This window comes from Streptomyces sp. NPDC048002, from assembly GCF_040653275.1.
Lineage (GTDB): Bacteria > Actinomycetota > Actinomycetes > Streptomycetales > Streptomycetaceae > Streptomyces.
Window position 1 is genome coordinate 90,847 of the sequence record NZ_JBEZNL010000009.1, and the last position, 14,170, is coordinate 105,016.

The window sequence follows — 14,170 nt, forward strand, 5'->3', positions numbered from 1 at the left end:
ACAGGCTCCGTGGGGAATTGAGGGGGTGCAGCGGATTGCCGGGGAATACGGGAAACACGAGGAGCGGCGGGGTTCCAGGGCTACTGGTGACCGGACGCTATCGACTGGCCGAGAGTATCGGCCAGGGGGGAATGGGACGGGTGTGGCGAGCGGTCGACGAAATACTCGACCGGCCGGTCGCGATCAAGGAAATGCGGATCGACGGCCTCGACGCGGAGGACACCCGAACCCGCCGTGAACGCACCCTGCGAGAGGCCCGCGCCACCGCGCGCATCGACCACCCCAACGTGGTGCGCGTGTACGACGTCGTGGACGAGGGCGAACGGCTCTGGATCGTCATGGAGTTGGTCGCCGGCCGCTCCCTGGAACGGCTCCTCGCCGAGGACGGGCCGCTGAACCCCGCCGAGGCCGCCCGGGTCGGCGTCGGACTGGTCGCCGCCCTGCGCCAGGTGCACGAACGGGGCGTGCTGCACCGGGACATCAAGCCCGGCAACGTCCTGGTGGAAGCGGGTGCGCGGCGCGTGGTCCTCACCGACTTCGGCATCGCGGCGATCCAGGACGCCAAGGCGCTCACGATGGTCGGCATGCTGGTCGGTTCCCCCGACTACATGGCTCCCGAGCGCATCTCCGGGCGCCCGCAGGGGCCGCCGTCCGACATCTGGTCGCTCGGCGCCACGCTGTGCGCGGCCCTCGGCGGCCGGTCCCCGTTCAGCCGGGAGACCACGCTGGCCACGCTGCACGCGGTCCTCTACGAGGAGCCGGAACTGCCCTTTACGGCAGGACCGTTGACGTCCGTACTGGCCGCCCTGCTGGAGAAGGAGCCCGAACTCCGCCCCGGCCTCGGAGACCTGGAGCACGCCCTCCGCCCGATCGCCTTCCCCCCGCCCACACCGACCGTCGCCGTGGGCAGGGTCGAGGAACCACCGCCGGCACCGCGGGAGGCGGGGCGCCCTGGTCCCGCCGCGCCGGAGACGGCCGCGCCCGGGACTCCCGCCCTGCCGGAGACCTCGGGGTTCCCGGACCCCCGGCAGTCCCCGCCCGCCGATCCGTCCGACACTCCGCCGCCCGAAACCCCCCGCCCCACCCACGACTTCGGCCGCCACCGGCCCGTCACCCCGGCGGAGGGCACACCTCGACCCACCGGGGTCTCGCTCGTACGGGCGAAGACGCAGGCGGAGAGCGCGACTCCGCCCCCGACTCCGCCCCCGCCCCCGACTCCGCCCCCGACTCCGGAACCGGTTTCGGGCTCGGTCCCGGCTCAGACTCAGGCTCCGGGTGCGGGTGCGGGTGCGGGTGCGGGTGCGGGTGCGGGTGCGGGTGCGGGTGCGGGTGCGCGTGCGAGGGCAGGTGCGGCATCGGAATCGCTCGCGACCTCGGCCGCCGGGTCGGCTTCGGCGGAGACGGAAGCCGGGGCGAGGCCCGGTGCCGAGGGCGGGCCGCTGACGGAGGCCGCGCCCCGGGCGGCGGCGGAGGCCCCGGAAGGGGCGGAGGCGGCACCGGGGGCCGGCGAGGCCGAGGCCAGGGCCGCCGCCGACGCGGAAACCAGGGTCGACGCCGAGTCGGCGGCCAGGGTGGCCGCCGCCGGACGGGAGGTGGCCGAGCGGGAGGCCATGGCCTCCGCCGCGACACAGGTGAAGCCGATCGCGGAGCCGAAACCGGCCGCCGCACCGCACACCGAGGCGGAAACGGAACAACGACCGCCCCCCACCCCGACCCCGGTCCGGCCGAGCACCCCGCCTTCCGGCCGGGCGCCCGGACCGTCAGCCACCACGCCGGCCCGGCAGACGGCCGCCGGAACCCCCGGTTCCACCGAGCCGAGGGTGGGGTCCACCCCCGCGGCCGGGGACCCGTCCGCCATGCCCCCGGGCGAACTGCCCGGCCCCGCCGTGCCGGCGCACGGCCGCTCGCGGCGCAGGCCGGGGCTGCTCGCCGCCGCGGGGCTGGTCACGGCGGGCGCCGTGGTCGCCGTGGCCCTGCTCATGAACTCGGGATCGCCCGGCGACGACGAGGCGGCCGGCTCACCGAGCCCGACCTCCGCACCGGCGTCGAACTCGCCCTCCCCGACCGTGGAGGGCACCGCACGCCCGCAGACCCTGCCGCCGGGAGCGCGCACGGAGGCCGGCGGGTTCGCCTGGGTGACCCCCGAGGGCTGGCGGCGGGACGTGAAGACGGGAGCCGAGGTGCACTACACCTCGCCCGACGGCAAGCAGGAACTCGTCGCCAAGTCCTCCCTCGCCCGCGGCGACCTGATGAAGACCTGGGAGACCTCCGAGCAGAACGCCCACCAGGGGCAGGCGTACCGGAAGATCCGGCTGGAGGAGACGACGTTCCGCGGTCACCCCGCGGTCGTGTGGGAGTACACCTTCACCCTCCAGGGCGTCCCCTGGCACGCCCGACTGCTGGGCTTCAACGAGAAGGGCAAGTCGTACCAGATCAACACCTGGTACCAGCCGGACACCGAGGAGCAGGCGCTGAGCACCTACGAAGAGGTGAAGGACAGCTTCACGATCCTGTGAGCACGAGGAGCGGGACCCGTCGAACGCGGGAAAGGGGCCCCGAAGGGCCCCTTCCAGCGCGTCGAGGTGAAGCGATCAGCCGACCTTGACCTCGTCGGCGGCCTCGGCCTCGGCGTCCGCACGGACCCCGGCCCGAGCCGGCCCACGGTCGCCGCGCATCTTCTGCTTGACGAAGGCGATGACGAGGACGACCGCCGCGACGAGCAGGGACAACAGCACCGTCTTGCGTCCGTCGTGCTCGGTGTCGGTGAGCATGTAGCCGAGCACGAACACGATCAGCGCGGCCGCGGCCCAGGTCAGGTACGGGTACAGCCACATCCGGACGACGAGCTTCTCCGGCGACTCCCGCATGATGATCTTCCGCATGCGCAGCTGGGAGAAGCAGATCACCAGCCACACGAAGAGCGCGACGGCACCGGAGGAGTTGACCAGGAAGAGGAAGACGGAGTCCGGGAACTTGTAGTTGAAGAACACCGCGACGAAGCCGAACACGACCGACGCGATGATCGCGATCAACGGGACACCGCGGCCGGTGGTCCTGGCGAACGCCTTGGGCGCGTCACCGCGCTGACCGAGCGAGAAGGCCATCCGCGAGGCGGTGTACAGACCGGAGTTGAGGCAGGACAGCACCGAGGTCAGCACGATGAAGTTCATGATCTGACCGGCGTGCGCGATACCGAGGGAGTCCAGCGCGGCCACGTACGAGCCGTCCTCGGCGATGGCCTCGGAGTCCCAGGGCAGCAGGGTGACGACCACGAAGATCGAGCCCAGGTAGAACACCGCGATACGCCAGATGATGCTGTTGGTCGACTTGGTGACGGCCCGCTGCGGGTCCTCGGACTCACCGGCGGCCAGGGTGGCGATCTCGCTGCCCATGAAGGAGAAGACGACGAGCAGTACACCGGTGAGGATGGCGCCGGGCCCGTTGGGCAGGAAGCCGCCGTGGTCGGTGAGGTTGCCGAGTCCGGCCTGGTCGGCGTCGACGCCCGGCAGCACGCCGAAGACGGCGAGCCCGCCGACCACGATGAACGCGCCGATGGCGACGACCTTGATACCGGCGAACCAGAACTCGAACTCGCCGTAGGAGCCGACCGAGACCAGGTTGGTGGCGGTCAGCACCACCATCACGATGAGCGCCCAGGCCCACTGCGGGACGGACGGGATCCAGCCCTCCAGGATCACCGCGCCGGCGGTCGCCTCGACCGCGAGCACGACGACCCAGAAGAACCAGTACAGCCAGCCGATGGAGAACCCGGCCCAGCTGCCGAGCGCGCGGTCGGCGTGCGCCGAGAACGAGCCGGAGGACGGGTTGGCGGCGGACATCTCACCGAGCATCCGCATCACCAGGACCACGAGCGTGCCGACGAGGGCGTACGACAGCAGGATGCCGGGACCCGCGGTGGCGATGCCGGAGCTGGAGCCCACGAAGAGACCGGCGCCGATCACACCGCCGATGGCGATCATGGAGAGGTGCCGGTTCTTCAGCCCAGCCTGAAGACCGGAACCGGGATCGCCGGTTCCGGTCTTCGTCGGGGTCGGCTGCGAGGTCATTGGACGGATTTCCTTTGCGCCGGGGGAGGGGGGAACTCGTGCGCGAACTGGCGGCGGTGTACGAGCCGGTCCAGTGAATCGGAGGCAACTGGATTCGTGAACCTTTGAATCCAGATTGTTACTTGAGGTTTCCCTGAGGTTCTGTAGTCTTTCTCGCGGTCCTGCCTTCAGTGGGCCCCTCCCGCTGCTGCCCGCCCGCGCATGACACACTCCTCCCATGCGCGTGTATCTCGGCTCCGACCATGCGGGCTACGAACTCAAGAACCACCTCGTCGACTGGCTCAAGGCGGCGGGGCACGAGCCCGTCGACTGCGGCCCCCACATCTACGACGCCCAGGACGACTACCCGCCCTTCTGCCTGCGCGCCGCCGAGCGCACGGCCGCCGACCCCGACGCCCTCGGCATCGTGATCGGCGGCTCCGGCAACGGCGAGCAGATCGCGGCGAACAAGGTCAAGGGCGTCCGTGCGGCCCTCGCCTGGAGCGAGGAGACGGCCTCCCTGGGCCGCCAGCACAACAACGCCAACGTCGTCGCCGTGGGCGCCCGGATGCACACGCAGGACGAGGCGACCAGGTTCGTCGAGACGTTCCTGGCCACCCCGTTCTCGGGCGACGAGCGCCACATCCGCCGCATCGACATGCTCGCGGCCTACGAAACGACCGGCGACCTCCCCCCGATCCCCCCGCACCACCCCCAGCAGTAGCCAACCCAGCCCGCCCCCTCCAGCCCGTCCGGCGTTCGAGGACAAGGCCCGCCCCTCCAGCCCGTCCGGCGCTTGAGGACAAGGCCCCTTCAGGGCCGAAGCGGGGGTCTGGGGGCGGCAGCCCCCAGGGACGGGACGGGAAGGGGCGGCGGGGGCGAAAAAACCAGGAACAGAAGGAGCCACCGTGCCGGAGGGTCACACGATCCACCGACTGGCGAAGGACTACGCCGCCGCCTTCTCCGGCACGGCCCCGCAGGTGACCAGCCCGCAGGGCAAGTTCTCCGACGCCGCCGCCCTCCTCACCGGCACGACCCTCACCACCACCGAGGCCCACGGCAAGCACCTCTTCCTGGGCTTCACCGAATCCTGGGTCCACATCCACCTCGGCCTCTTCGGCAAGGTCGGCTTCGGCCCCACCCCACCACCCCCGCCCACGGACACCGTCCGCCTGCGCCTGGCCAACGCCAGCGCGTACGTGGACCTGCGCGGCCCGACGACCTGCGCCCTGATCACGCCCGCCGAGAAGCAGGCGATACACGACCGCCTGGGCCCGGACCCGCTCAGGACCGACGCGGACCACGAAGCCGCGTACCGGCGCGTCGCGCGCAGCCGCACCACGATCGCCGCCCTGCTGATGGACCAGAAGATCATCGCGGGCGTGGGCAACGTCTACCGTGCCGAGGTCCTCTTCCGGCACGGCATCGACCCCTACCGCGCGGGCAAGGACGTCACGCCCGCCGAATGGCGGGCGATCTGGACCGACCTCGTGGAGCTGATGCGCGAGGGCGTCCGCCTCAACCGCATCGACACGGTCCGCCCGGAGCACACCCCGGAGGCGATGGGCCGCCCGCCCCGCGTGGACGACCACGGCGGCGAGGTCTACGTCTACCGCAGGGCCAACCTCCCCTGCCACGTCTGCGGCGGCGCGATCCGCACCGCCGACCTCGCCGCCCGCAACCTCTTCTGGTGCCCGAAGTGTCAACGCCGCTGACCGGGTCCGCCCGCCCGGAACCCGGCCTGCTCACCTAGAGATCGCCAGAACCCGCCAGGACCCGCCAGAACTCGTCCGAAACCGTCAGAACCCGTGCGGCATCCAGGGCGCCACCGCCGAGGCGAACCCCACCGAGGCCTCCTCCAGCGCCCCCGGCCGCAGCTCCCGCACCCGTCCCGCCGCCGCCAGCGCCGTCAGGCTCACCCCGCCCAGATAGGCGGACCCCAACTCCCGTACGGACAGCGCCAGATCGGGCGTGTCCCGGGTCGGCTCGCAGGAGGCGCCCTTCGGGTCGCCCGAGAGCCGCCAACGCCCCGCGTTCCACGGGCAGAAGGCGTCCTCGACCTCCAACACCACATCCACCGGCGCCTGGTACGTGCGCGCGGCGAGCGCCGCCCCGACGTCGACGAGCCGTACGTACAGCGCGTCCTTCAGGCGCGGGCGGCAGCGCCGGATGTCGGAGACCTGGTACTGCCACGCCTCGTCCACCGGACGCCCGTACACCGTCAGCGTCGTGGTGAGGTCGATGTCGAACAGGAACCGCCACAGCGCGGCCTGCGCCGCGGGGTCCAGGCCCGCCAGCTCGTGCAGCACCACCGTGCCCTGCGGCCCGCTCACGTCCCACTCCGGCTTCACGGCGTAGCGGGCGTACCCGACGGGCGCGCCGTCCCGCTCGGCGATCACGCACTGGAGCGGCGAGGCCCCGTCCCGCCGGTCCGTCGGATCGAGCACGCCGACCCGCTCCCAGCCGGGCCGCACCCGGGCCAGCATCCCGGGCCGGGCCGGCACCAGTGCCGCGTACACGGCCTCGCACGCCTCGACGGCGTCCTTGGGCTCCGCGTACCGCAGCCGTACCGCGTCCGTCCCGTCCGGCACCGCCAGCCGCACCCGGCTGGTGTCGATGTCCGCGTTGAGCTGGAGGGTGCCCGTGCCGTAGCCGAACCGCCCGTAGATGGCCGGCTCGGACGCCGTCAGCACGGCCAGCGGCTCGCCCCAGGACCGTACGTCGTCCAGTTGCCTGCGCATCATCGAGGAGAGGATGCCGCGCCGCCGGTGGGTGGCGGCCACGCCCACCATCGTCACGCCCGCGGCGGGCACCGAGGCACCCCCGGGCACGGTCACGCCGAAGCGGAACGCCCCGGCCGAACCCACGCACTGATCCCCGTCCCAGGCCGCCAGGGAACGGTCGAACTGGGTGAGTTCCCGGTAGAGTTCACGTTCCTCGGAGGGTTCCGGCACACCGCCGAAGGCGCGCAGCAGGACGTCGTACCAGCCGTCCCACTGCTCGGGCCGCAACGGGCGCAGGTCGATCTCGGAACCAGTGGGGAGATGCGTTGCCATACCCCATGCCTACCAGGGCATTGCGGGACGAGCCAGGGAATTTCCTCCGGGTGCCCGCACGACGGCATTCCGTGGCGTTGACTGTGAACTCGAGCCTCGGACGGGGGACAAGTGGGACCTCCCGTGCCAAGCGCCTGGTCCGATGGATAGGGTCCCGAACTAATGGCAGCAGGACGAGAGCGGCGCGCGGCCGCCGATACGTTCGCGGCCCGGTTGCGAATGCAGTGGCACCGGGTCCGCGTCGGCCTGCGCAGAAGCGCCGTGGACTACTTCCGCGGCGACGGCTCGGACTGGATCGCGCTGGCCGGACTGCTGCTCACCGTCCCGCTGATCGCGGCCGTCACGCTGGCCAACCCGGTCTGGTGCTCACCGGCCGCGCTGGTCCTCCCCATCGTCGCCGGCGGGCTGCTGCTCCGCCCGGCCAGCCTGCTCGGTCTGTACGCGGCCTCCGCCACCGCGCTCATCGTGGAGTCCGTGCGGCTCGGCCCGTACACCGAGGGCGCCGCCCGGGTCACGCCCGGTGTGGTCCTGGTGGTCGCGGCCTGCGGTTTCGTCGGCCTGCTCATCGCGCAGTTCCGCAGCCGGGTCGGCGTGCCCTGGCGGCGCGGCGGCACCATGCTCTTCGACCTGCGCGAACGTATCCGGGTGCAGAGCAAGCTGCCGCAGCTGCCCAAGGGCTGGCACCGCGAGATGGCGCTGCGCCCGGCGGGCGGCCAGTCGTTCTCCGGTGACTTCGTGGTCGCGGCCCGGACCAACGGCGGCCGCACCCTGGAAGCGGTACTCACGGACGTCTCCGGCAAGGGCATGGACGCCGGCTCGCGGGCGCTGCTGCTCTCCGGCGCCTTCGGCGGCCTCCTCGGCAGCCTGCCCCCGCACGCCTTCCTGCCCGCCGCCAACGGCTATCTGCTGCGCCAGGACTGGGACGAGGGCTTCGCCACCTCCATCCACCTCGTCCTGGACCTCGACTCCGGCGACTACGAGCTGTACTCCGCGGGCCATCCGCCGGGCCTCCAGCTCAGCGCCGGCAGCGGCCGCTGGGAGGAGAAGGCCGCCGAGGGTCCGCTGCTGGGCGTGTACGACGGCGCGCAGTTCGACCCGGTGAAGGGCTCGCTGCGCCCCGGGGACGTGCTGATGCTCTTCACGGACGGCCTGGTGGAGACGTCCGACCGGGACATCGTCGAGGGCATCGACCGCCTCACCGGCGAGGCCGACCGCTATGTCGCGGGCGGTTTCCACGGCGCGGCCTGGCATCTCATCGAAGCGGTGGCCAAGGACGTCAACGACGACCGCGCGCTGCTGCTGATCTCCCGCGAGGGCCCCACGGTCACGGCCCGGGCGGGAGGCCAGGCGTGACCGGCCGGCTCACCCTCGCCGAGGTCGAGGACATCGCGCGCGCCGCCCACGCGGGCCAGACCGACAAGGCGGGCCGCCCCTACGCCGAGCACCTGAGGGCGGTCGCCGACGGCGTCCGGGCCCGCGGCGGCGACGAGGACCAGATCGCGGCGGCCTGGCTGCACGACGCGGTGGAGGACGACGCCCTCTCCGAGCGCTGGCTGGAGGAGGCCGCGCTCAGCCGCCGCACCAAGGACATCGTCCGCGCGGTGAGCAAGCGGCCGGGGGAGCCGCCGCGGGAGTACGCCGGACGGATCCTCGCGACGCCGGGCGCTCCGCTGGTGAAGGAGGCGGATCTGGCGCACAACGCGGATCCGGCGCGGCTGGCGGTCCTGGACGAGGCGACCCGGCTGCGCCTGACCGAGAAGTACGCCGCCATGCGCGCACTCCTCGGTCTGCGGCAGCCGTAGCGTGACGGACGCCCCTCGCATCCGTGACGGACGCCCTTCACGGCCGTGACGGACCTCTCCGGCAGCCGTTTCAGGCACCGACCGTCGTCCGTTCCCGCTCGGCCGTCTCCCGCACCGGCTGCCGCTCCCGGGCGCGGGCCGACTCCGCCGCGTCCGGCCGGAACGCCCACTTCATCTCGGGTTCCATCACGCACCGGAAGACCCTGCGCACCGGCGGGGTGCACAGCAGGGTGACACCGGCGGCCGCGAGGACGGTCACGAAGAGCGCGCCGAGCGGGCCGTGCAGCCAGGCCGGCTCGAACCAGCCCTGGTAGTCGCCGGCCTTCACCACGAAGCCGTGCAGCAGGTAGCCGTAGAGCGTCCCCGCGCCCAGCGCGGTGAACCACAGGGTGCGACGCGGCACCCAGGCGAAGAAGCACGCGGTCAGCACCAGGGAGCAGCCGAACAGCGCGAGCACCATGACGGGCCCGGTCCACCACGGCGCACCCAGCTCCTGCGCGGAGTCACGGTGGTAGAACCAGCCGGTGTTCATCCGCGGGACCGACCACCAGCCCACGGCGAGCGCCAGCGCGAACACCGGCACGGACAGGATCCGCACCGAGCGCCGGCGCACCCACTGGAAGTGCTCGGCCTTCATCTGCAGCCCGAGCACGAAGAACGGCAGGAACTGCAGCACGCGCTGGAGGTCCAGGTCGTCGCCGATGGCCGGGGAGACGGAGGCGAGCATCGCGAGGACCAGCGCGAGGGGCAGCGGATGGCGGACGAGCTTCCAGATCGGGGTGGTCAGCCGCCAGACGAACAGCGCGACCAGGAACCAGGTCAGGTACCACGGGTCGAGCAGGCTGATCTTCATGCTCGGGTCGTCGTCGATCGCCCGCTTGAACAGCGGATAGGCGGTCTCGAAGACGATGTACGGCACGGCGACACCGGTGATGAGCCGCCGCAGCCGGTCGGGGCGCAGGTCGAAACTGCGCGAGAAGTAGCCGGAGATGAGGATGAACGCCGGCATGTGGAAGGCGTACACGACCGTGTACAGCGCCTCCAGGGTCCGGCTGTCGCCCTTCAGGGGCTCCCAGGTGTGGCCCACCGCGACCAGCACGATCGCCAGGAACTTGGCGTTGTCGAAGAAGGCGTCGCGCCGCTTGCCGTCGGGCGGGCGCTGTTCGTTTCGTCTCGGTGACGAGCGCGCGCTCGGCACTCCCCGGGCCGGCGTTTGGGCCGGCGGGAGTGGCGCTCCGTGATGTCCGTGCGGTCGCAGCGAGTTCGTCACAGACCCTCCCGCCAGCAGTGGGGGGAGCCGATCCGGAACCTCGCTGCCTTTTCGGGGGACGAGGCGGCGTGGAACATCTGAGGCACCCTAGCGGCGGCTGTGCGCATTCGTAAAACGCGCCACGTCAGCGCCGTCTTCAGCGGGTGAATACACGGCACTTGGCAGCAGGATGTGACCGCTTTGTGTAGATGAATCCCTGCTAAATGGTGCATATCGCGAGCTTTGGCGAGTGCTTGGCGGCACCTGTGACGGCAATTCGAATTACCCGCGAACACGTTGTGTGGAGATGGAAACGATCGCGTCGAATTTCTCGTTCGAGTGTCACCTCGAATTACCGTGCGGGCGACGACGGATGGTCGGGCGGGCGGCCCGCCGGCCCCTGGTCCGCCAGGAGTTGTGGTCACTGATGCCTCACCCGCCGCATAGGGCGGGCCTGTTGGTGGCACGATGGTTCTGGCGGGGGTGCGCGGGGATGGCACCCCCGGGCCGGGAGAGTGGACCGACCGAGGGTGTGATCCGTTGTGGCCATTTCGCTGTCAGTGGTGCTGCTGTTGGCGATCATCTTGGTGGTGTTGATCCGTGGCGGCTCCCTCAAGGCCGGCCCCGCCGTCGTCGCCGTCCTCTTCGGCTTCTTCCTGGCCTCGACCGGCATGGCCGACGACATCCAGCGGTTCCTGGACTCGATAGCCGAAATGGTCAACTCGATCCAGTTCTGACCCCCGGACCCGCCCTCGACCGACCCGGCCGGGGGCGCACACCCCTGCGCGCCGGCGGGCAAGTCGTCGGCCGGCCCGGCCGTACGGGGGAAGCCGGACGACGGCTCGTGCCCCGGCGTCCCCATGATCGTTGCGACGGACATGAAGAAGACCGTCCTGGCCGCCACCCTCGCCGTGGCCGCCCTCGCCACCGCCGCCCCGGCCCACGCCGACAACGACAGCAACTTCGGCGGCGGCGCCAACGCCGCCGACAACTGGAACTTCACGGCCGCGGCCGTCTGTCTCGCCGAGGTGGCCGTGGTGCCCGTCCTGGGCGACTGGGTGAGTGATCACGCCAACAACTGCTCCAACGGCAACGTCGTCGACCACTCGGGCAGCTGAGGCGCCGGCCTGCAGCCCGGAGAAACGACTCGGGGCCGGCCGGAGGAAGAATCCTCCGGCCGGCCCCGACGTCGTACAGAGCGGGCGACGGGAATCGAACCCGCGTAGCTAGTTTGGAAGACTAGGGCTCTACCATTGAGCTACGCCCGCACAGGACGCGCCGCAGGTCAGGTGACCGCGGCACTGAAGGCATCGTAGCGGGTCGGGCGCCGTCGGCGCACACCCCGTAAATGCGGCGGTCCCGCGGCCTGCGGGCATGTACCCTACGTGTCGCACCAGACGGGGTGTGGCGCAGCTTGGTAGCGCGTCCGCTTTGGGAGCGGAAGGCCGTGGGTTCAAATCCCGCCACCCCGACCACCTGCCCGATCATCCCGAGTGATCGCCTTTGGGCCGTTCAGCGCCTGCGGTTACTATGCAAGCTGCGCGCCCGTGTCTCTCATCCACTGAAGCCCCCGGGCGGCGAATCCGCCGGGACCAGTCTGGCTCCGGCAGAACCCAAGAAGTCAGCCACAAGGAGACCGAACCGTGAAGAGCGCCGTGGAGACCCTGAACCCGACCCGGGTTCGGCTCACTGTCGAGGTGCCCTTCGAGGAGCTCAAGGACAGCCTCGACGCGGCGTACAAGAAGATCAACCAGCAGGTCACGGTGAAGGGCTTCCGCAAGGGCAAGATCCCCGCCCGGGTCATCGACCAGCGGTTCGGCCGTGGCGCCGTGCTGGAGGAGGCCGTCAACGACGCGCTTCCGAAGTTCTACACGGAGGCCGTCAACGAGGCCGAGCTGAACGTCCTCGGCCAGCCCGAGGTCGACATCACGGAGCTGAAGGACGGCGAGACGCTGAACTTCACCGCCGAGGTCGACGTCCGCCCCGCCATCGAGATCCCGGACTTCTCCGGCATCGAGGTCGAGGTCGACGCCGTCGAGGTGACCGACGAGGACATCGACAAGTCGGTCGAGCAGCTCCGTGAGCGCTTCGCGTCGACCTCCCCGGTCGAGCGTGCCGCCGAGGACGGCGACGTCGTCACCATCGACCTGGAGGCCAAGGTCGAGGGCGAGGTGCTGGAGGACGGCATCGCCAACGGCGTGTCCTACACCATCGGCTCCGGCGAGCTGCTGGACGGCATCGACGACGCCGTGAAGGGCCTGGAGGCCGGTGGCGAGGCCACCTTCACCTCCGAGCTCAAGGGCGGTTCCGCGGCCGGCAAGGAGGCCGAGGTGACCGTCAAGGTCTCCCAGGTCGCCGCCCGCGAACTGCCCGAGCTGGACGACGACTTCGCGCAGCTCGCGTCCGAGTTCGACACCCTCGACGAGCTGAAGGCCGACAGCCGCAAGCGCCTCGAGAACATGAAGCAGTACGACCAGGCCACGCAGGCCCAGGAGCGCGTCCTGGAGAAGCTGCTGGAGCTCGTCGAGGTGCCCGTCCCCGAGAAGCTGCTCGAGGACGAGATCAACACCCGCAAGCACAACCTGGAGCACCACCAGCTCGGCCAGATGGGCCTCGACCTCGCGAAGTACCTGGAGATCCAGGGCAAGACCGAGGAAGAGTTCGACGCCGAGACCAAGGAAGCCGCGGTCAAGGGCATCAAGACCCAGTTCGTCCTCGACGAGCTGGTCAAGCAGGAGAAGCTCAACGTCAACCAGGAGGAGCTCACCGAGCACCTCATGCGGCGCGCGGCCTCCTCCGGCATGTCCCCCGACCAGTTCGCCCAGGCGGTCGTCGAGGGCGGCCAGGTTCCGCTCCTGGTCGGCGAGGTCGCCCGCGGCAAGGCCCTGGCCGTCGTGGTCGAGAAGGCCACCGTCAAGGACACCAACGGCGAGGTCATCGACCTGGACGACGAGGACGAGGTCGAGACGGCCGCCGAGGTCGCCGCCGAGGCCACCGAGGCCGACGCCACCGAGGCCGCCGAGGAGAAGACCGAGGGCTGATCCCTCGGCGCCTGCCGGACCCCAGGAAGGGCCCCGAGGACCATGTCCCCGGGGCCCTTCCGCCTTACGGACACAAGGGACGCGCGGGTGCGCCCGGGGGCGCGCGGGAGGACCGCGCGACCGGTCACCGGACGTCCCGCAGCGGCCCGTGCACGAAATGTCACCAGTGCGCTACGCCCCCGGCGAACACTCCCCACTCCGGGATTCCCCGGAGGGACCAGCGCGTTAGGGTCCATGAGTACGGGGGCAGGGGAGTCGGCGAAACTGCCGGAGGCCCCCGGCAGGGAAACGTGAAGACGGCCCGGCGCCGTCGTAAGACGAGCAGGTGGATACGTGACGAATCTGATGCCCTCCGCCGCCGGCGAGCCTTCCATCGGTGGCGGCCTCGGTGACCAGGTCTACAACCGGCTGCTCAACGAGCGGATCATCTTCCTCGGCCAGCCGGTCGACGACGACATCGCAAACAAGATCACCGCACAGCTGCTGCTCCTTGCCGCCGACCCGGACAAGGACATCTACCTGTACATCAACAGCCCCGGCGGCTCGATCACGGCCGGCATGGCGATCTACGACACCATGCAGTACATCAAGAACGACGTGGTGACGATCGCCATGGGCCTCGCCGCCTCGATGGGCCAGTTCCTGCTCAGCGCGGGCACCCCGGGCAAGCGCTTCGCGCTCCCGAACGCCGAGATCCTGATCCACCAGCCCTCCGCCGGCCTGGCCGGCTCCGCGTCGGACATCAAGATCCACGCCGAGCGGCTGCTGCACACCAAGAAGCGCATGGCCGAGCTGACCTCCCAGCACACGGGCCAGTCCTTCGAACAGATCACCCGCGACTCCGACCGCGACCGCTGGTTCGACGCGGAGGAGGCCAAGGAGTACGGCCTCATCGACGAGGTCATCACCACGGCCGCCAACATGCCGGGCGGCGGCGGCACCGGGGCCTGAGACCCCTGCGCAGCCCTCAGCCGAC

General features: G+C 71.0%; 12 protein-coding genes and 2 tRNA genes. 10 read left to right on the plus strand and 4 right to left on the minus strand.

The annotated features are described in order from the left end of the window. The first annotated feature begins 86 nt into the window (after positions 1-86). Positions 87-2,516, plus strand: coding sequence for a protein kinase (locus AB0E07_RS14715; RefSeq protein ID WP_362250503.1), 2,430 nt, complete (start codon positions 87-89; stop codon positions 2,514-2,516). A 75-nt stretch (positions 2,517-2,591) separates the two neighbouring features. Here the strand turns inward: AB0E07_RS14715 and AB0E07_RS14720 are convergent, their stop codons facing one another. Next, on the minus strand, positions 2,592-4,067 hold the full coding sequence (locus AB0E07_RS14720; RefSeq protein ID WP_362250505.1) for an amino acid permease: 1,476 nt from the start codon (positions 4,065-4,067) through the stop codon (positions 2,592-2,594). Positions 4,068-4,284: 217 nt separating this feature from the next. Between AB0E07_RS14720 and AB0E07_RS14725 the strand changes: the two genes are divergently transcribed. Continuing rightward, the gene (locus AB0E07_RS14725; RefSeq protein ID WP_362250508.1) at positions 4,285-4,770 is read left to right on the plus strand and encodes a ribose-5-phosphate isomerase; all 486 of its coding nucleotides are present in this window, start codon (positions 4,285-4,287) and stop codon (positions 4,768-4,770) included. Positions 4,771-4,954: 184 nt separating this feature from the next. Beyond that, on the plus strand, positions 4,955-5,761 hold the full coding sequence (locus tag AB0E07_RS14730; RefSeq protein WP_362250511.1) for a DNA-formamidopyrimidine glycosylase family protein: 807 nt from the start codon (positions 4,955-4,957) through the stop codon (positions 5,759-5,761). An 84-nt stretch (positions 5,762-5,845) separates the two neighbouring features. Here the strand turns inward: AB0E07_RS14730 and AB0E07_RS14735 are convergent, their stop codons facing one another. Next, entirely contained in the window at positions 5,846-7,102 is a 1,257-nt protein-coding gene (locus AB0E07_RS14735; RefSeq protein WP_362250513.1) for a GNAT family N-acetyltransferase, read from the minus strand. A gap of 162 nt (positions 7,103-7,264) precedes the next feature. Here AB0E07_RS14735 and AB0E07_RS14740 point away from each other — a divergent pair, with 162 nt between their 5' ends. After that, a complete protein-coding gene (locus AB0E07_RS14740) occupies positions 7,265-8,455 on the plus strand; it encodes a PP2C family protein-serine/threonine phosphatase (RefSeq protein ID WP_362250516.1) in 1,191 nt (396 codons plus the stop codon). Further along, complete coding sequence (locus AB0E07_RS14745) at positions 8,452-8,904, plus strand: HD domain-containing protein (protein WP_362250518.1); 453 nt, start codon at positions 8,452-8,454, stop codon at positions 8,902-8,904. Before AB0E07_RS14740 ends, AB0E07_RS14745 begins: the two co-directional genes overlap by 4 nt. 70 nt (positions 8,905-8,974) lie before the next feature. Here AB0E07_RS14745 and AB0E07_RS14750 read toward each other — a convergent pair whose 3' ends face one another. Next, positions 8,975-10,102: an acyltransferase family protein gene (locus AB0E07_RS14750; RefSeq protein WP_362250521.1), complete on the minus strand. Its 1,128-nt coding sequence runs from the start codon at positions 10,100-10,102 to the stop codon at positions 8,975-8,977. 593 nt (positions 10,103-10,695) lie between these two features. Between AB0E07_RS14750 and AB0E07_RS14755 the strand changes: the two genes are divergently transcribed. Next, on the plus strand, positions 10,696-10,890 hold the full coding sequence (locus tag AB0E07_RS14755) for a hypothetical protein (protein WP_362250524.1): 195 nt from the start codon (positions 10,696-10,698) through the stop codon (positions 10,888-10,890). Positions 10,891-11,031: 141 nt separating this feature from the next. Next, the gene (locus AB0E07_RS14760; protein WP_362250527.1) at positions 11,032-11,271 is read left to right on the plus strand and encodes a hypothetical protein; all 240 of its coding nucleotides are present in this window, start codon (positions 11,032-11,034) and stop codon (positions 11,269-11,271) included. Between the two features lie 79 nt (positions 11,272-11,350). Here AB0E07_RS14760 and AB0E07_RS14765 read toward each other — a convergent pair. Then, positions 11,351-11,421 (minus strand) — tRNA-Gly (locus tag AB0E07_RS14765). Positions 11,422-11,551: 130 nt separating this feature from the next. On the opposite strand from AB0E07_RS14765, the gene AB0E07_RS14770 reads away from it, so the two are divergent. The 3 genes from AB0E07_RS14770 to AB0E07_RS14780 all read left to right on the plus strand — a co-directional run bounded on the left by AB0E07_RS14770 (position 11,552) and on the right by AB0E07_RS14780 (position 14,145). Further along, a tRNA-Pro gene (locus tag AB0E07_RS14770) sits at positions 11,552-11,628 on the plus strand. A gap of 168 nt (positions 11,629-11,796) precedes the next feature. After that, positions 11,797-13,194 (plus strand): trigger factor, encoded by a 1,398-nt coding sequence (gene tig / locus AB0E07_RS14775; protein WP_362250530.1) that lies wholly within the window; start codon positions 11,797-11,799, stop codon positions 13,192-13,194. 345 nt (positions 13,195-13,539) lie between these two features. Next, the gene (locus tag AB0E07_RS14780) at positions 13,540-14,145 is read left to right on the plus strand and encodes an ATP-dependent Clp protease proteolytic subunit (protein WP_079311141.1); all 606 of its coding nucleotides are present in this window, start codon (positions 13,540-13,542) and stop codon (positions 14,143-14,145) included. Positions 14,146-14,170 lie beyond the last annotated feature (25 nt).